Here is a 17,477-nt window from a genome sequence, read left to right as displayed (position 1 = left end):
GGCCTAGGCCAGACGGGTGAGATACATGAGGCTACTGCTGGTCGAAGATGAGGAAAAAACGTCCTCGTATATAAATAGAGCGTTCAGTGAACTGGGCTTTACCGTTGACGTTGCGTCCTCGGGAACCGTAGGCCTGCACCTTGCACTCGAATATGACTACGATGCAGTCGTTCTGGATGTAATGCTTCCCGGTATGGATGGTTACAGCGTTCTCGAAAGTCTACGCATGAGCAAACAGACTCCCGTCCTGATGTTGTCTGCGCGAGGCTCGGTGGACGAACGAGTGAAAGGCCTGAGACATGGTGCGGACGACTATCTGCCTAAACCATTTTCCCTGATAGAACTCGTTGCACGTATCCAGGCCCTGCTGCGTCGACGGCCGAGCGATGGGGCCGATATTACCCAGTTGCAGATACATGATCTGCATCTTGATCTATTGGCGAGGAAAGTATCGCGGGCGGGCGAGCGCCTGGAACTGACAGCCAAGGAATTTTCCTTGTTGAGTCTTCTGGCCAGGCATCAAGGGCAGATTCTCTCGAAAATGATGATTGCGGAGCAGATCTGGGACATGAACTTCGACAGCGATGCAAACGTCGTCGAAGTTGCAATAAAACGGCTCAGAGCCAAGGTTGATGCTCCCTATGAAATGAAGCTGCTGCATACCGTTCGAGGCATGGGTTATGTTCTCGAAGTACGTCCAGAGCGTCAGTCCGCTTAGAGTTATATCCGATGATCAAGAACTCAGTATCTGGCCGCCTGGCTTTGATGTTTGCCGTTGCCTCCGTGTTGATCGCTTCGGTGTTCGGTATTTCCTTGCGAATGTCGCTTCACCAGTCGCTGCAGAGTCAGATGCATAACGAGCTGTTGTTCAGGGAGTCGCTCATGAAGCCCTGGATAAGTGCTCGCACCAATCATGATGGCTGGCAGGCCATCGCGACTAAGGTGACCGACTTGTCTGCTGCGGAAGGCGGGCGGGTTCAATACTGGATATTGAGTGAAGACTCGTCATACCGAGTGGGCGGCATGCCAGTTGCCGATGTTGATTTAGCCGCTCTGCCAGGCGGTTTCAGTCAGGTGCCAGGTCTACGCGAGGAGTCCTGCGCGCTTTACCTGCTGATCTCGGATATCCCGGCTCGTGGCGATCGCCCTGCGCTCAGGTTCGTTGTCGCAATAGACTCAACCCCGTATATGGGGACGTTGAGCGAGTTCACCCGTGCGCTTCTGTTCATCAGTGTCTTCGGCGTTGTATTGGTGGCTTTGTTAGGTTACTTCATTTCCAAAATCGGAATGCGACCGGTCAGCAGTCTCAGTGATCAAGCGCAGCGCCTCGCGCCAGGAAAGTATGGGCAGCGGTTGGATGCATCCATTCTTCCTCAGGAATTGAAGAACCTGGCTGCTTCGTTCAATGGCGTCCTCGAACGGCAGGAGATCGCGTGGATGCAACTGGAAAGTTTCAATGCCGATGTCGCTCACGAATTGAGAACGCCGCTAACCAATCTCATCGGCCAAACGCAATTGGCCCTCTCGCGCGAGCGAGAGACCCATGAGCTCGTGGAGTTGCTGGAGTCCAATCTGGAAGAACTCGAGAGAATGACCTCTATCGTCAACGATATGCTTTTTCTCTCTCACGCGCAGTCTGGGGAACACGCAACGCAGCTCAAGGAAGTCTCCTTGAGTGAGGAGGCGTACAAGACCGTCGAATACGTGGAGCCTCTCTTCCAGGAAAACAGGAATGTGGTCGTCATCGAGGGCGATGGCAGCGCGTGCATCGACCGCCGGCTGTTCCATCGTTCGCTGGCCAACCTTCTGGACAATAGCGCCAGGCATGCGACTCCTGGCACTACGGTAACGGTTTCCATACGGATGCAGGTCAACATGGCCGTCGTTGCCGTCGCCAACCATGGAGAGCCAATAGCTGAGGAGCACTTGAAGCGTCTGTTCGAGCGGTTTTATCGGGTGGACTGCTCACGTTCCAGAAGTGATACGCACCATGGGCTGGGGCTGTCGATAGTGAAGGCCGTGGCCACCATGCACAGCGGCGAAGTGTTCGCCAGCAGCCAGGATGGGATCAATACCTTTGGCTTCACCTTGGCGGTTGGTCACGTCGGCACGAAAGAGGCGATGGATCCCGAATTCAGCTAAAGCTCGCGGGCTTCGATTTCCGCGCTCTCTGTTATCGGGGCCGCCCAATTGTGATCGGATCCCCTCGTATACACCCCTGCCTGTTGAATCCGGCGACGCAGAGTTGAAACTCGCCACTCCAATGTTCGTTTTGTCCGTGTCGCCCTAACGCGTTGCTGGAAGATAAGGATCACTCGCTGGTTGTTTGTCTTGAGGAACTCGAAGTTCTTGCCAAGTTGGGCGTCTGTTCGCGATCGCCCTATGTCGAACCATTTATCTCGATATGCCGTGCTAATGCTAAGGAGATGATGCCATGACCATTGAAGCCGTGACGACTGTAAAGATCAGAGCCAGGGAAGTGGACTCGAAGAAAGTCGAAGATCAATTAGCCATGGGGGCTGCTGTTCTTTCACGTTCGGCAGGATGCCTGAATTGCTTGTATACGCGTAGATTTTCGAGGTCGCCCGAGTGGATATTGAGCACGTACTGGGTCGACCGAGCGTCCATGGCCGAGAACATGAGCTCACATCAGATGCAGGATTTCATCAGGGATATCTATGAGTGTTCTCTGGAAGTTGACTTTCGTTGTTTCGTTGCTGATGGCAAGTGAGCAGGCCCGGGGTCAATGGCGCTCGTCGGACTGCCTGGTAACGCTGGGGGCATGGCATTTCTCTTAACAGAAAGATCGTTTTCACAGGGCATTTTCAGCTCTAGATTCAACAGCCCTTGCTGCCCGTATCTATGAGCGCTCCGCGGTCTAGGGTTCCACGCCTTGCCTGGAAGAGAGTCCAACCGCCCACGTTCTTGTGAGCATCACTGTCATAGTCGTTGCCGACCATGACAGCGATAATTTAACGATCAGACATAACCACGGCACCTCATTGCATCTGGAGCCAGGCCGCCGGCTCATATCAGGGCACGCTGCCGCTGTTTGACGTCTCATTTTCTCTGCTGAATCGCCGAGCTTGAACGCAGTGACTTACTGCTCAGCTAGATCGACAGGCCGTAGTGGCTGTTGTAGAGGGGATGGTCTTTTCTCCTCCGCTAAACATGGCCACTACCTCCTTGCGCCTCGCACAGCGCCTGGCGATAGAGCACCACCATCTCTTCGAGCAGGTCCTTTGCGAACAGCGCTGCGGCGTGCACTAGCAGGCCCTCGGGGTGTTCGCCTTTCTTGCGGATCAGTTCGTCGAATACGTCGGCCAGCAAACTGGCACGCAGCTCGGCGTCACCCTGGGTATCGCGAGGGGGTGGTGGGCAGATTTTGGGAATGGGGCTTTGCCGTCTGGGGAAACGAATGACCGGGCTGCGTGGTTCAGCCATGGCGCACCTCCTGGCTGGAGGCGAAGGGTGTCAGTGTGCAGGCAGGGCGGTGCCCTGGCGTAAAAGCTGGATGGCGCATTTTCCTTATGCTCCTCGGACAGTTAGAAGCACCACCAATGCCGTTTCGACCCGGGAATGGTGGCGAACCGTACGGGGGTCGAAATACCGGCGTCCGAGGGAACCGGCCAGGCAAAAGCCTGCCCCGCACGGTCCGCCATAGAAATGCAGCAGCCGGGCGCAATAAGCACCTGCCGCGCATCTATGAACACATCCGTGCCCTCAGACAACTCGGGTTTCGACTCCCGGTCACGGGATAGACCGTGACCGGCGCACTCTAGCTCGCGGGTTACGGGATGGCAACCTGCACGGCGTGATGATTGTTCTGCGCAGCCTGACAGTCGCCAGCGGCCATAACAGGATTCTTTCGACGTCAAAAATACGGATTCTTTACATCCCGGCAGCGGTTTCGGAATCGATTCTTTACGCCTGTCCCACCGAGAATTTTCACACCGCGGAATGGGTCCGCATCCAAGGAGTGAAAGATGAACCTTCTCGATGGGCTATCGCTGCTCATGGTCGCAGGCCTCTTCGTCTATCTGCTGTTCGCGCTGCTCCGTGCCGGAAAGGAGTGAGCGTCATGTCCCTACAGGATTTCCTTCTGCTTCTGGCTTTCTTCGCGCTGGTGCTGTTGCCGGCACCCTTGCTGGGCAAGTTCATCTACCGGGCCATGGAGGGGCAGCGCACCTGGTTGCGGCCCCTCTTCGAACCGGTGGAAAAGTGCATCTACCGCTGCGCCGGCATTCGCCCGGAGCAAGGCCACAGCTGGAAGCAGTACGCCGGCGCCGTGGTGATCTTTTCCGCAGTCAGCTTGCTGGTTCTGTTTCTTCTGCTGGTCGCCCAGGGCGTGTTGCCGCTCAACCCTCAGGGCATGCCGGGTATCGAGTGGACGCTGGCCTTCAATACCGCCGCGAGCTTCGTGGGCAATACCAACTGGCAGGCCTACAGCGGCGAGGCCACGATGAGCTACCTGAGCCAGATGGCCGGCCTGACCGTTCAGAACTTCCTCAGCCCCGCCGTTGGCCTCGCCGTGCTGGTGGCGCTGGCACGTGGCATCGGGAGCCGCTCGGCGCAGAGCCTGGGCAACTTCTGGGTCGATCTGACCAGGGCGACACTGTATGCACTGCTGCCCCTGAGCGTGGTGCTCGCGCTGTTTCTGGTCTGGCAGGGCGTGCCACAAACCTTCGATGCCTACGCCAGCGCCGTGACCTTGCAAGGGCAGGAGCAGAGCATTCCTCTCGGGCCAGCGGCCAGCCAGATCGCCATCAAGCAACTGGGCACCAACGGTGGTGGTTTCTTCGGCCTGAACTCGGCGCATCCGTTCGAGAACCCGACCGTGTGGAGCAACCTGTTCGAGCTGGTGTCGATTCTGCTGATTCCCGCCGCCTTGCTGTTCACCTTCGGGCACTACGTCAGGGACCTGCGGCAGAGCCGTGCCCTGCTGTCGAGCATGCTGATTCTGTTCGTGCTGGGCCTGGGCGTCGCGCTGTACGCCGAGTACCAGCCCAACCCGGCATTCGCCCACTTGCCGGTGGAGCAGGCGGGCTCCCTGGAGGGCAAGGAAAGCCGATTCGGTGTCGCCGCGTCCGTGCTCTGGGCTGCCGCCACCACCGCTGCCTCCAACGGTTCGGTCAACGCCATGCACGACAGCCTGAGCCCGCTGGCCGGGATGGTCGCGATGCTCAACATGATGCTCAGCGAGGTGATCTTCGGCGGAGTAGGGGCGGGGCTCTACGGCATGCTGCTGTTCGTGCTGATCGCCGTGTTCCTGGCGGGTTTGATGATCGGCCGCACGCCCGAATACCTGGGCAAGAAACTCGATGCCCGGGACGTGCGTCTGCTGGTCGCGACCCTGGTGGTGATGCCCATCGGCGTACTGGTTTTCTCGGCCCTGGCCGTGAGCCTGCCGGGGCCAATGGCATCGATCAGCAACCCGGGGCCCCATGGCTTCAGCCAGGCGCTCTATGCCTACACCTCGGCCACGGCCAACAACGGATCGGCGTTCGGTGGTTTCAGCGCCAACACGCCATTCCACAACCTGATGCTCGGGTTGGCGATCCTGCTTGGGCGCTTCGGCTACATCCTGCCGATTCTCGCCATCGCTGGCAGCCTGGCGGCCAAGAAGCAGGCGCCCACCGGCCCCAACAGCTTCCCGACCCATGGTCCGTTATTCGTCACGCTTCTGACCCTGACCATCCTTCTGGTTGGCGGCCTCACCTTTCTACCAGCGCTGGCGCTCGGCCCCATCGCCGATCACCTCAGCTCAGCCCTGTAAGACGGAGCGAACATGAACGTGCAAAGTCAGGCGCCGCTGCGCGCCACTCCTGTCGCCACCAGCCTTCAGGCATTGTGGCGGCCGGCATTCAAGCAGGCCTTCATCAAGCTGGACCCACGCCAGTTGATACGTTCGCCGGTGATGCTCACCGTCGAGCTGACTGCCGTGGTGACGACGGTGCTCTGCGTCATCCCGAACCAGGCGGTGAGCCCCTGGTTCACCCTGCAGATCGCCTTGTGGCTGTGGTTCACCGTACTGTTCGCCAACTTCGCGGAGGCGCTGGCAGAAGGCCGCGGCAAAGCCCGCGCCGATAGCCTGAAATCCGGCAGCGAAGGGCTTACCGCGCGCTACATGACGGCGCACGGCTACTTCGAGCAGGTACCGGCCAGCCGGCTGCGCAAGGGCGATGTGGTACGCGTCGACGCGGGTGAGCTGATCCCCGGGGATGGCGAGGTGATCGAGGGCGTCGCCGCGGTCAACGAGGCGGCCATTACCGGTGAGTCTGCCCCGGTGATTCGTGAGTCCGGTGGGGACCGCTCGGCCGTGACCGGCAACACCCTGGTGGTATCGGACAGCCTGACGATTCGCATCTCCGTGAACCCGGGCGAGTCCACCCTGGACCGGATGATCGCCCTGGTGGAGGGCGCCAAACGGCAGAAAACCCCGAACGAAGTGGCCCTCGACATTCTGCTGATCGGCCTGACCCTGATTTTCCTTCTGGTGGTCGCCACCCTGCAGCCATTTGCCCGCTACGCCGGTGGTGATCTGCCTCTGGTCTACCTGGCGGCCCTGCTGGTAACGCTGATCCCGACCACCATTGGCGGGTTGCTGTCGGCGATCGGCATCGCCGGCATGGACCGCCTGGTACGCCTGAACGTGATCGCCAAGTCCGGGCGTGCGGTCGAGGCCGCTGGCGACGTGCACATGCTGCTGCTGGACAAGACCGGCACCATCACCTTCGGTAATCGCCGCTGCAGCGCCTTGTTCAAGGCACCTGGCGTCACCACGCCGGAGCTGGCGGATGCCGCGCTGCTCGCCTCGCTTGCCGACGACACGCCGGAAGGCAAGTCCGTGGTGGAGTACCTGCGAGCGCTGCATCCTATGCAGGAGCCTGCGCGTACCGATCTGCAGGCAGTGCCGTTCAGCGCCGAAACGCGGCTGTCGGGAGTGAACTGGAACGGCATGCAGTACCGCAAGGGCGCCGTCGATGCGGTGCTGAACTGGCTGGCCATGAGCCGGGCCGATATGCCCGAGGTGCTTGCCCGTGAAGTGCAGCAGATCGCGCAAAGCGGCGGCACGCCTTTGCTGGTGGCGAGCGACGGCAGGCTGCTGGGTGCCATCCACCTCAAGGATGTGATCAAGCCCGGCATTCGCGAGCGCTTCGCCGAGCTGCGGCGCATGGGCATTCGCACCGTGATGGTCACCGGCGACAACCCGCTGACCGCTGCGGCCATCGCCGCCGAGGCAGGCGTCGACGATGTGATCGCGGAAGCCACGCCAGAGAAGAAACTACAGCGCATCCGCAGCGAACAGGCAGACGGCAAGCTGGTTGCCATGTGTGGTGACGGCGCCAACGATGCACCGGCACTGGCGCAGGCCGATGTCGGGCTGGCCATGAATGATGGCACCCAGGCTGCCCGCGAAGCGGCCAACCTGGTGGACCTGGACTCCGACCCCACCAAACTGCTGGACGTGGTGCAGGTCGGCAAGCAGTTGCTGGTCACCCGCGGTGCGCTGACCACCTTCTCGGTGGCGAATGACGTCGCCAAGTACTTCGCCATTCTGCCTGCACTGTTCGCAGGCATTCATCCGCAGCTTGGCGCCCTGAATCTCATGCAGTTGCACAGCCCGCAGAGCGCGATTCTGTCCGCCACCGTGTTCAACGCGCTGATCATCGTCGTGCTGATTCCGCTGGCCCTGCGTGGCGTGCACGTGCAGGCCGCGGATGCCGCCAGCCTGCTGCGCCGCAACCTGCTCATTTATGGTCTGGGCGGCATCGTCGCGCCCTTCATCGGCATCAAACTCATCGACCTGCTGCTGGTCGCTCTGGGACTGGTTTGAGGGCTCTCGCATGAACGACATGAATGTTTCCAATCGCTGGTTTTCGCACCTGCGCCCGGCTGTGGCGATGCTTGCCCTGCTGACGCTGGTCACCGGCGCGGCTTACCCGGTTTTCGTCACCGTCATTGCCCAGAGCCTGTTCGCCCACCAGGCCAACGGCAGCCTGATGCGGGACGACAGTGGCGCCGTGCGTGGCAGCTGGCTCATCGCCCAGCAGTTCGACGGGCAGCAGTGGTTCCAGTCGCGCCCGTCTGCGGGAGGTTTCGCCACCGTGGCCAGCGGCGCGAGCAACCTGTCGCCCAGCAACCCGGCGCTCGCCGAACGGGTGGCGGCGGATACCAGCCGTTGGGGGGCAACCGAGCAGCGCCGCGTTCCCCTGGCGCTGGTGACCACCTCCGGCAGCGGCCTCGATCCGCAACTGCCGCTCGCGGCGGTTCTCTATCAGGTCCCTCGCGTTGCCGCCGCACGGGGCATCACCGCGGAGGCACTGCAACGGCAGGTCGAGAGCATGGTGCAGCGTTCGCCAATCGGCCCGGCGCTGGTGAACGTGCTGGCACTCAACGCATCCCTGGCCGGGCTCGGCGCCGAGGTCGAGGTGCCATGAACAGCACCCAGCGAGCGGACGCGCTGCTGGCCGACCTTCCCAGGGAGGGGCGCGGCCGGCTGAAGGTCTTTCTGGGCGCGGCGCCTGGCGTGGGCAAGACCTACGCCATGTTGCAGGCTGCGCGCAGGCAGCTGGAGCTCGGCGTCGATGTGCGGGCTGGCATCGTCGAGACCCATGGGCGCAGCGAGACCGCCGCGTTGCAGGCGGGCATTCCCCAGCAGCCGGCGCGCGCGGTTGCGTACCGTGGCCTGAACCTGGCCGAGCTCGATCTCGATGGGCTGCTCCAGGCGCGCCCGGCCCTGGCTCTGGTGGATGAGCTGGCCCACACCAACGCCCAGGGCAGCCGGCACGCGAAGCGCTGGCAGGATGTTCAGGAGTTGCTCTGCGCGGGCATCGACGTCTACTCGACCATCAACGTTCAGCACCTGGAAAGCCTCAACGATCAGGTTTTCGAGATTACCGGCGTGCGGGTGCGGGAAACCGTGCCGGACTGGATCATTCAGGATGCGGACGAGATTCTGCTTATCGACCTGCCACCCAGGGACCTGCTCGAACGCTTGCGCGAGGGCAAGGTTTACGTGCCGGACCAGGCGCGAGCCGCCATCGAGGCGTTCTTCAGCCAGACCAACCTGACGGCGCTGCGTGAGTTGGCGATGCACACGGCCGTGGCGCGGGTCGATGCCGAGCTGGATCGGCGCACGCTGCACTCCGGTGAGGTTCTGCCGGCGGTCAGGGGGCGGCTGCTGGTCGGCATTCAGGGCGATGACTGCGCCCAGGCTCTGGTGCGCCATGCCTGCCGCGTTGCCGACCGCCGCCACTTGCCGTGGTCGGTGGTGCATGTGGACGATGGGCGGGCGGTGGATGACCGCTGGCGACAACGCCTGCAGCAAGCCTGTCAGCTTGCCGAGCGTCTCGGTGGCGAGGTGGTGACCCTGCGTGGCGAACCGGCGAGAAGCCTGGTGGAGCACGCCCGCGAACGCCGCGCCAGCCTGATCCTGATCGCCCGTGGCAGGCCGCGGCCCGGTTGGCGGCGCAACCTCTGCAGCCGGCTTCTGGCTCTTGGCGAAGGGTTGGAAATCAACGTGCTCGATGTGGCCGCCAAGGCACCCACCGCCCGGCCATCGGCCGCGCCGAAGATCGTCTGGAGGCACTACCTGCTGGCCGCGCTGGTCAGCCTCGGCGCCACCCTGGCAGCCATGCTGCTGACCCTGTTTCTCGAATTGCCCAACGTTTCCCTGGTGTTTCTTTCCGCCGTTCTGGTGGTCGCCGTGCGCAGCAGCCTCGGCCCGGCCCTCGTCTGTGCGGTGCTGTCATTCATCGCCTACAACTGGTTCTTCATCGAACCGCTGTATTCGCTGACCATCGATCGCCAGCAGGATGTGCTTTCGCTGTTCTTCTTTCTGTTCATGGCCACGCTCAGCGGCAACCTGGCTTCTCGGCAACGGCGTCAACTGCAGAGTCTGCGGGAAACCCAGGGGGAAACCATTGCATTGCTGGAGCTGTCGCAGCGCCTGGCCGCCGCCACCGATCGCAAGGCGGTCATCAGTGCGGCCCAGCAGCATCTGCAGGAGCGCCTGCCAGTGGAGGTGCAGATCCTCGATCGCGGTACCGGGCAAGCGTGGCTGAGGGAGACGGGCGGGCCAGCGGACCTTGGCGAACGCGATGCCGCTGCCGCCGATTGGGCCTGGCGCCATTACGAGCCTGCCGGCCTCGGTACCGACACACTGCCTGAGTGCGTCTGGTGGTGGTTCCCGTTGACCGCTGAAGATGGCCCGCTGGCGATGCTCGGTGCACGCCCGCGCGACGGCTCCGTGTTCCCGGCCCCGCAGCGCCGCAAACTCACCGCGCTGTGCCAGCCCATCGCCCAGGCACTGGCCCGTGCACGGCTGGCCGAGGAGCTGGAGGCAGCCCGTCTGCACGGTGAGACCGAGCAACTGCGCAGCTCCCTGCTCGCGTCCGTTTCCCATGACCTGCGGACCCCGCTGACCTCCATGCGCGGCTCCATCGACACCCTGCTGACGCTCGGCGCGGCCATCCCTGCGGCGGATCGTATCGAACTGCTCGAAGGCACCCGGGACGAAGCCGAGCGCCTGGATCGCTACATCCAGAACCTGCTCGACATGACCCGGCTCGGCCACGGTGGCCTGAAGCTTTCCAGAGACTGGGTCGCCCCCAGTGATATCGCCAGAAGCGCCCTCAATCGCCTGCGCCAGGTGCTGAGCGGGCTGGACGTTCAGGTCGACATCCCCAGTGCACTGCCGCTGTTGCACGTACACGCCGCGCTCATCGAGCAGGCGCTGGTCAACGTTCTGGAGAATGCCGCACGTTTTTCACCCGAGGGCGGGCAGGTCCGGGTGAGGGTATTCAGCGACGCTCAGGAGCTGGTATTCGCCGTCAGCGATCAGGGCCCCGGCATTCCGTCGAGCGAGCGCAGGCAGATCTTCGACATGTTCTACACAGCAGCGCGAGGTGACCGCGGCGGCAAGGGAACCGGCCTGGGGCTGGCGATCTGTCAGGGCATGCTGGGCGCCCACGGCGGCCACGTCGAGGTGTCTGACGGGCCTGGCAACCGCGGTACCACCTTGTCTCTGCACCTGCCCATGGCCCCGGCGGTCGAGAGGGATGGCAATCATGAGTGAACGACCGCGCATTCTGGTCATCGACGATGAAAAGCAGATTCGCAAGCTGCTCAGGATCAGCCTGGCCACCCAGTCCTGGGAGGTGCTGGAGGCCGCTACGGGGGAAGCCGGGCTGGCACTCGCGGCCACCCAGTCGCCCCATGTCATCGTCCTCGATCTCGGCCTGCCGGACATGGATGGCCATGACGTTCTGGAAGCGTTGCGCACCTGGTCGACCCTGCCGGTTCTGGTGCTCTCGGTGCGCAGCGACGAAGAGCAGAAGGTCAGGCTGCTCGACAGCGGCGCGAATGATTACGTCACCAAGCCCTTCGGCATTCAGGAGTTTCTCGCGCGGGTCAGGGCGCTGTTGCGTCACTCGCCAGGCGAGCTGGTGGTACAGCCTAGGGTGCACGCGGGGCCGCTGTGCATCGACCTGGCGACACGGCTCGTGACCCTGAATACCGGCGAGGTCAGCCTGACCCGCAAGGAGTACAGCGTGCTCGAGCTGCTGGCCCGCAACCCTGGCCGGGTGGTGACCCAACAGCAGCTGCTGCGAGACGTCTGGGGCGCCAGCCATCTCGAAGACAGCCACTACCTGCGCATCGTGGTCGGCAAGCTGCGCCAGAAGCTGCACGACGAACCGAACGACCCCCACCTGATCCGGACGGAGCCCGGCATCGGCTATCGCCTCATGGCGCAGGCCTGCTGAACGCTGAGGGGGCTGCGGGCCAGGCTGCCTGCCGTGCAGGCCATGGCACCGATGAACCGCGCTGGGCAGATGGGAAGCCCTTGACTGTCTCGTGGTTGCCCTAGAGCTGGCGGGTGATCATCGCCACCGACTGCTCAGGGGAGGTCAGCGCCGTGTCTATCAGCAGCGCATCACCCTGCCAGGGCTCGTAGTCGTGATCCAATACCGACTGCCAGGTGGGTGGGGTCAGGCCGGGGATATCGATGGCTCTGCTTTCCACCCGGCGCCGGTGCTCGTCTCTGTCGGAGCAGATGACCTGAACGTCGAGCAGGCGAGTGCCAGCCTGCGCGGCGATAGTGGCCCACGCCTGGCGGCTCTCGGCGACCGGATTGACGCAGTCGACGACGACCCGGTTGCCGAAGCGCAGGTTGCTCAGCGCCAGCTCGTTGGCGACCAGGTAGCCGCTGCGCCCCACGTCTGCCGCCAGCACCTCGGCCTCTCTGATCGCCTGCTCGATGCTGTCGATGCGCAGGTACAGCGCACCCAGCCGTTCGACGAGGCGCCGTGCCACGGTGGTTTTCCCGGTACCCGGGAGGCCGCTGAATACGATCAGCATCGGATGTCCTCTGTGGATGGTTCGTGCCGGCCCAGTCGGTTGTTTGTCGTGCGCCTACTCCGGCAAGTACTGCGCCCTCGCGGCCTGCACCTTTTCATGATTATCCAGCGCCCAGAGCGCCAGCGCGCCGAGGTGGGGTAGCAGGCTTTGGCCCAGCGCGGTCAGTTCATAGGACACACTGGGAGGCTTGGTGGGAAAAACCGTTCGGCTTAACAGGCCGTCCTGTTCGAGGCTGCGCAGGGTCTTGGCAAGCATGCGCCGGGAGATCTGCGGTATCGCTCTGGCCAGCGCCGAGAAGCGCAGCGGCCCTTCGTCCAGCGCGCAGAGTATCAGCGAGCTCCAGCTGTCGCCGACGCGATTGAGCAGCTCTCGCACGGGCTTCTGAATGGCCTCGTCGCCATAGAACTTCATGCAGATGGTTACTCCGGAGTAACAACGTGACTGGAAAAACCCGTCTTGTGGGCCAGACAGCATGACGGTTATACAGGGTTACCAACGATAACCATGGTGCAACGCGTGAAAAAAGTCATCGCGATATTCGGTGCTGGTTCTGGCCTCGGCGCATCCGTCGCGCAGCGTTTCGGCCGCGAGGGCTATGCCGTTGCGCTTGTCGCCCGGCGGCGCAACAACCTGGAGAGCCTTGCCGACGAGCTGCAGGGCAGAGGAATTACCGCGCTACCGTTCACTGCCGACCTTGGCCAGTTGAACGAGGTGGCGCCGCTGATCGAAGCGATCAGATCCACCCTGGGACGCATCGACGCCATCTACTACGCCCCGGCATCCACCGAAGCGTTTTTGCCCGCTTCGCAAATGACCGTCGAGATGATGCGCACCCGCACGGACTACCTCTTTCTGGGGCTGGTTGCCGTGGTCAACGAGGTCTTGGCCGACTTCAGGCAACACGGGGAGGGTGCCGTGCTCGCCGGTTTCGGCGGCTCCGCTGCGCAGGGCATCGCGTTCATGTCCGGGCCCGCGCCGGCCCAGGCAGCGGCACGCAACTACCTGATGTCCCTGCATGGCGAGCTGGCGCAGGAAAATATCCACGTCGCCATGGTGACCATCTCTGCGGTCATCGAGGGCAGTGCCTACCACCTGAGTGTCGAGAGCAGCGAGTCCGATGCCCCGGACGACTTCGAGATGCCGGTGGTCGATCCCGATGTACTGGCCGAGCAACTCTGGGAAGCGGCCAACGGGCGAGGCGAGGTGGAGTTCGTGGTTCCCTGATGTGTTCAGGGGGACTGACGTTTCAGCAGCGTTCACGCCTCGCAATGTGGCAATGGCCTTTTGCGGCTTTGCCGGCGTACCATTCTCGTTCCGTTAACCAGGCGGCCTGAATTGGCTTCCGCCCCGAGGCGCCACATCGGACATGCTATCTGCCGAGCTCAAGTCCTTCCACATGGTCGCCCGTCTGGGCAGCATCACCCATGCGGCGAAGAAACTCGGTCTCAGCCAGCCTACAGTCACTACCCAGATTCGCAATCTGGAGGCGCAGTATGGTGTCGAACTGTTCTACCGAGGTGGGCGGCGGTTCACCCTGAGTGAGGATGGCGCGCGCCTGCTGCCGATGGTGCAGGCACTGCTGCAGCAAGAAGCCGATATCGAATTCTACCTGCGCAATTGCGGCCAGGTGCAGGGCAGCCTGCGCATCGCCGCGACCGCTCCCTATTACGTGCTCGACCTGGTCCGGCGCTTTCGCGAGCGCCTGCCGCAGATCCAGGTGACGCTGGAGATCGGCAATTCACTGCAAGTGATCGAGGCGCTGGAAGAGTATCGAGTCGATCTGGCCGCCTCCTCACAGCTGGAAGAGGATTCGCGCTTCACCCGTTTGCTGCTCGGCGAGGACCCTCTGGTACTGGCCGTGCACCGCAGCCATGCGCTGGCCAACCACAAGAGTTTGCCGCCCTCGGCGCTGGCCGGGCACTGTCTGTTGATGCGCGAAGTGGGTTCGACCACGCGCCAGCTCACCGAGCAGATGCTGCGTGAGGCCGGTGTCGCCTTGGGGCCGTTACTGGAAATCGGCAGCCGCGAGTCGATTCGCGAGGCAGTGCTGCGCAATATCGGCATCAGTGTCATCGCCCGCCACGAGGTGCCGGACAATCAGGAACTGCGCGTCATCGCCCTGGATGGTGCGCCGCTGATCCCGGAATACCTCTACTGCCTGCGCGAACGCCGCCAGGCGCGTCTGCCGGCGGCCTTCCTGGCCATCGCCCGGGAATCCACCGACGCCTGATCAGGACCTTGTCTTCATAAAAACGCTGATAGCACTATCGGCGGCTTTTGCCCTACTGCCACAAAGCCTTCGCATGCCGACCCCAAGATGACACTCGTTCGATTCCAAACGAGGTTCCTGGCATGGCTACCGTCGACCTGCAACTGCGCGACATTCATAAAGGCTTCGGCACCTTCAAGGCGCTGGATGGCGTATCGCTGGACGTCAACGCCGGCGAGCTGGTCTGCCTGCTCGGGCCGTCCGGCTGCGGCAAGACCACGCTGCTGCGTTGCATCGCCGGCCTGGAGCGTCAGGAGCAGGGCAGCCTGCACTTCGCCGGGCGAGACGTTTCAGCGCTGCCGCCCCAGGCACGTGACTACGGCATCCTGTTCCAGTCCTATGCGCTGTTTCCCAACCTGACGGTCACCCAGAACATCGCCTATGGCCTGTCCGGCCGTGGGCGAGATGAGGTCCGCAGGCGCGTCGAAGAGATGCTCGAACTGGTCAGCCTGAGCGGCAGCGGGCACAAGTACCCGGCACAGCTCTCCGGCGGCCAGCAACAGCGTGTTGCATTGGCCCGCGCCCTGGCGCCGAGCCCTTCGCTGTTGTTGCTCGACGAGCCGATGTCGGCCCTCGATGCCCAGGTACGCGAGCACCTGTGCGGCGAGCTGCGCAGCCTGCAGCGCCAGCTTGGCATCACCACCCTGATGGTCACTCACAATCAGGAAGAGGCCATGTTGATGGCCGACCGCATCGCGGTGATGAATCAGGGGCGGATCGAGCAGTACGCCACCCCAAAAACCATCTACAACGCACCGGCAACGCCTTTCGTTGCCGAATTCGTCGGCCAGGGCAACTGGTTACCATTCGAGCGAGATGGTGGTCATGCCCGTGTCGGCCAACTGAGCATACGTCTGGCAGACACCGGGCAGGGAGCGGGCGGGCGCCTGTTCTGCCGACCCGAAGCGATCCTGATCAACCCTGAGCTCGAGCAGGACAACCTGTTCCCGGCGCATATGCGCGAGCTCACCTTCCTCGGCAATCGCTGCCGCCTGAGCTTCGAACTGGACGATCTGCCGGGCCATGCACTATTGGCCGAAATGGCTCCCGAAGCGCTGCCTAATTTGCACGGCAAGCAGATTCGCGTGGCCTTGCCGCCGCGCAGCCTGCAGGTGTTCGCCTGATGGAACAGGTCGTGACGGCGCAGCGTGTAGCGAAACTATCGCAGCGCTCGACGGATACCGCCGACCGGCTGTTCGTATTGGGCGGGCAATGGCTGTTGCTGGTGCTTCTGGTGCTGGCCGTGCTCCTGCCCTTGCTTGCCATGCTCTGGCGTGGGCTGGCAGGCGATCCGGGGCAGGGCGGCGGCCTGGCGGCTGCTGGAGAGCTATTCTGCAGTGCCAATTTTCGCTGGCTGCTCGGCAACAGCCTGACCAGTGCCCTGGCTGTGGTGATGATCGTGCTGCCACTGGCCTATGGCTTCGCTTACGGTCTGCTACGCACCTGCCTGCCGGGCAAGGGACTATGGCGCGGCATATCGCTGCTGCCTCTGCTGGCGCCCTCGATGTTGCCGGGTATCGCTTTGATCTACCTGTTCGGCAATCAGGGCATGCTGCGTGACTGGATACCTGACAGCATCTACGGCTTCTGGGGCATCGTGCTGGGCCAGGCCATCTACACTTTTCCCCATGCCCTGATGGTGTTGCTCAGCGCTTTGGCGCTGGCTGACGCCCGCCTGTTCGACGCCGCTTCGAGCATGGGCGCCTCGCCCTGGCGCGCTTTTCGCAGCATCACCTGGCCAGGTAGCCGGCAAGGGGTCTTCGCCGCTGGCTGCCTGGTGTTCACCCTGTGCATCACCGACTTCGGCGTGCCGGTGGTGGTCGGTGGCGACTATCAGGTGCTGGCGCTGGAAGCCTACAAGGCGGTGCTCGGCCAGCAGCAGTTTGGCCGTGGTGCTCTGATCGGGCTGTTCCTGCTGCTGCCGGCACTGTTCAGCTTCGCCGTCGACTTCTGGTTGCGCCGCCGTCAGCGCGATGCCATGGGCGGTCGTGCCCAGGTTTATCACCCCCAGCCCCGGTCGGGTCGCGACAGCGCCTTTCTGCTGCTGGTGTTACTGGTGTGTACGGTTCTGCTCGGCGTGTTCGGCATGGCGGTGTACTCGTCGCTGGTCAAATTCTGGCCCTACGACCTGTCGCTGTCGCTGCACAACTACGCGTTCTCGGATCTGCCCGGTGGCTGGCTGGCCTATCGCAACAGCCTGTTGCTGGCGACTGCCACGGCATTGTTCGGCAGTGTGCTGATCTTCACTGGCAGCTACTTGCTGGAAAAGACTCGGCAAAACCCGCTGACCCAGGTGCTGCGCCTGCTGTGCTTCATCCCTATGGCCGTGCCCGGATTGGTGCTCGGGTTGGGCTACGTCTTTTTCTTCAACCTGCCGGCCAATCCGCTGCATGGGCTTTATGGCAGCCTGGCGCTGCTGGTGGTGTGCACCGTGGCGCACTTTTTGACCACTGCGCAGATGAGCGCAGCCGCCGCGCTGCGCCAGCTCGACGGCGAGTTCGAGTCCGCAGCGCTGTCGTTGAAGGTGCCGCTGCTGCGCCACTTCCTGCGGGTTACGGTGCCGATCTGCCTGCCGGCGCTGCTGGATATCGTCCGCTATCTGTTCGTTTCAGCGATGACCACCGTCTCGGCGGTGATCTTCCTCTACAGCCCGGACAGCGTGGTGGCGTCCGTCGCCGTGCTGAACATGGACGATGCCGGCAACGTCGGCGGTGCCGCCGCCATGTCGACCCTCATTCTTCTCACCTCCGCCAGCGTATCGCTCCTGCTGGCCTGGGCTTCGCGCGGCTTGCTGCGAAGCTCCCAGGCCTGGCGTGCTGCGCCTGGCCTTTGATCTCCCGGAGCA

At 62.9% G+C, this 17,477-nt stretch carries 16 protein-coding genes; 13 read left to right on the top strand and 3 right to left on the bottom strand.

What is annotated here, in order from left to right:
- The first annotated feature begins 25 nt into the window (after positions 1-25).
- The 3 genes from FHR27_RS14160 to FHR27_RS14150 all read left to right on the top strand — a co-directional run bounded on the left by FHR27_RS14160 (position 26) and on the right by FHR27_RS14150 (position 2,731).
- Complete coding sequence (locus FHR27_RS14160) at positions 26-718, top strand: heavy metal response regulator transcription factor (RefSeq protein ID WP_042551749.1); 693 nt, start codon at positions 26-28, stop codon at positions 716-718.
- Positions 719-729: 11 nt separating this feature from the next.
- Positions 730-2,142 carry a heavy metal sensor histidine kinase gene (locus FHR27_RS14155; protein WP_042551748.1) on the top strand — a complete coding sequence of 471 codons (1,413 nt, stop codon included), beginning with the start codon at positions 730-732 and terminating at the stop codon, positions 2,140-2,142.
- 292 nt (positions 2,143-2,434) lie between these two features.
- Positions 2,435-2,731 (top strand): hypothetical protein, encoded by a 297-nt coding sequence (locus FHR27_RS14150; RefSeq protein ID WP_179538873.1) that lies wholly within the window; start codon positions 2,435-2,437, stop codon positions 2,729-2,731.
- Positions 2,732-3,165: 434 nt separating this feature from the next.
- On the opposite strand, the gene FHR27_RS14145 is transcribed toward FHR27_RS14150, so the two are convergent.
- Complete coding sequence (locus FHR27_RS14145; RefSeq protein WP_179538872.1) at positions 3,166-3,444, bottom strand: hypothetical protein; 279 nt, start codon at positions 3,442-3,444, stop codon at positions 3,166-3,168.
- A gap of 542 nt (positions 3,445-3,986) precedes the next feature.
- Between FHR27_RS14145 and kdpF the strand changes: the two genes are divergently transcribed.
- The 6 genes from kdpF to FHR27_RS14115 are packed head-to-tail and all read left to right on the top strand — an operon-like array spanning position 3,987 to position 11,768.
- The gene (gene kdpF, locus FHR27_RS14140) at positions 3,987-4,076 is read left to right on the top strand and encodes a K(+)-transporting ATPase subunit F (RefSeq protein ID WP_082045652.1); all 90 of its coding nucleotides are present in this window, start codon (positions 3,987-3,989) and stop codon (positions 4,074-4,076) included.
- A 5-nt stretch (positions 4,077-4,081) separates the two neighbouring features.
- The gene (kdpA, locus tag FHR27_RS14135) at positions 4,082-5,776 is read left to right on the top strand and encodes a potassium-transporting ATPase subunit KdpA (RefSeq protein WP_179538871.1); all 1,695 of its coding nucleotides are present in this window, start codon (positions 4,082-4,084) and stop codon (positions 5,774-5,776) included.
- 12 nt (positions 5,777-5,788) lie between these two features.
- Positions 5,789-7,837, top strand: a complete 2,049-nt coding sequence (kdpB, locus tag FHR27_RS14130; protein ID WP_179538870.1) for a potassium-transporting ATPase subunit KdpB — start codon at positions 5,789-5,791, stop codon at positions 7,835-7,837.
- 10 nt (positions 7,838-7,847) lie between these two features.
- Complete coding sequence (kdpC, locus tag FHR27_RS14125; protein ID WP_231570098.1) at positions 7,848-8,441, top strand: potassium-transporting ATPase subunit KdpC; 594 nt, start codon at positions 7,848-7,850, stop codon at positions 8,439-8,441.
- Entirely contained in the window at positions 8,438-11,080 is a 2,643-nt protein-coding gene (locus tag FHR27_RS14120) for a sensor histidine kinase (RefSeq protein WP_042551743.1), read from the top strand. The genes kdpC and FHR27_RS14120 overlap by 4 nt, the downstream gene beginning before the upstream one ends.
- Complete coding sequence (locus FHR27_RS14115; RefSeq protein WP_179538869.1) at positions 11,073-11,768, top strand: response regulator; 696 nt, start codon at positions 11,073-11,075, stop codon at positions 11,766-11,768. The genes FHR27_RS14120 and FHR27_RS14115 overlap by 8 nt, the downstream gene beginning before the upstream one ends.
- A gap of 100 nt (positions 11,769-11,868) precedes the next feature.
- Here FHR27_RS14115 and FHR27_RS14110 read toward each other — a convergent pair whose 3' ends face one another.
- Both FHR27_RS14110 and FHR27_RS14105 read right to left on the bottom strand, forming a co-directional pair.
- On the bottom strand, positions 11,869-12,363 hold the full coding sequence (locus FHR27_RS14110) for an AAA family ATPase (protein WP_042551741.1): 495 nt from the start codon (positions 12,361-12,363) through the stop codon (positions 11,869-11,871).
- Between the two features lie 54 nt (positions 12,364-12,417).
- A complete protein-coding gene (locus FHR27_RS14105; protein WP_042551740.1) occupies positions 12,418-12,774 on the bottom strand; it encodes a winged helix-turn-helix transcriptional regulator in 357 nt (118 codons plus the stop codon).
- A 105-nt stretch (positions 12,775-12,879) separates the two neighbouring features.
- On the opposite strand from FHR27_RS14105, the gene FHR27_RS14100 reads away from it, so the two are divergent.
- From FHR27_RS14100 to FHR27_RS14085, 4 genes are all read left to right on the top strand, one after another.
- Entirely contained in the window at positions 12,880-13,587 is a 708-nt protein-coding gene (locus FHR27_RS14100) for an SDR family NAD(P)-dependent oxidoreductase (RefSeq protein ID WP_042551853.1), read from the top strand.
- A gap of 142 nt (positions 13,588-13,729) precedes the next feature.
- Positions 13,730-14,593 carry a LysR family transcriptional regulator gene (locus tag FHR27_RS14095; protein ID WP_042551739.1) on the top strand — a complete coding sequence of 288 codons (864 nt, stop codon included), beginning with the start codon at positions 13,730-13,732 and terminating at the stop codon, positions 14,591-14,593.
- A gap of 122 nt (positions 14,594-14,715) precedes the next feature.
- On the top strand, positions 14,716-15,756 hold the full coding sequence (locus tag FHR27_RS14090) for a putative 2-aminoethylphosphonate ABC transporter ATP-binding protein (protein ID WP_042551738.1): 1,041 nt from the start codon (positions 14,716-14,718) through the stop codon (positions 15,754-15,756).
- Positions 15,756-17,465: a putative 2-aminoethylphosphonate ABC transporter permease subunit gene (locus FHR27_RS14085; protein ID WP_179538868.1), complete on the top strand. Its 1,710-nt coding sequence runs from the start codon at positions 15,756-15,758 to the stop codon at positions 17,463-17,465. Before FHR27_RS14090 ends, FHR27_RS14085 begins: the two co-directional genes overlap by 1 nt.
- Positions 17,466-17,477: the final 12 nt, after the last annotated feature.

The organism is Pseudomonas flavescens (assembly GCF_013408425.1).
In the GTDB taxonomy this organism is placed as follows: domain Bacteria; phylum Pseudomonadota; class Gammaproteobacteria; order Pseudomonadales; family Pseudomonadaceae; genus Aquipseudomonas; species Aquipseudomonas fulva_A.
This window is presented reverse-complemented; position numbering and strand designations above follow the sequence as displayed.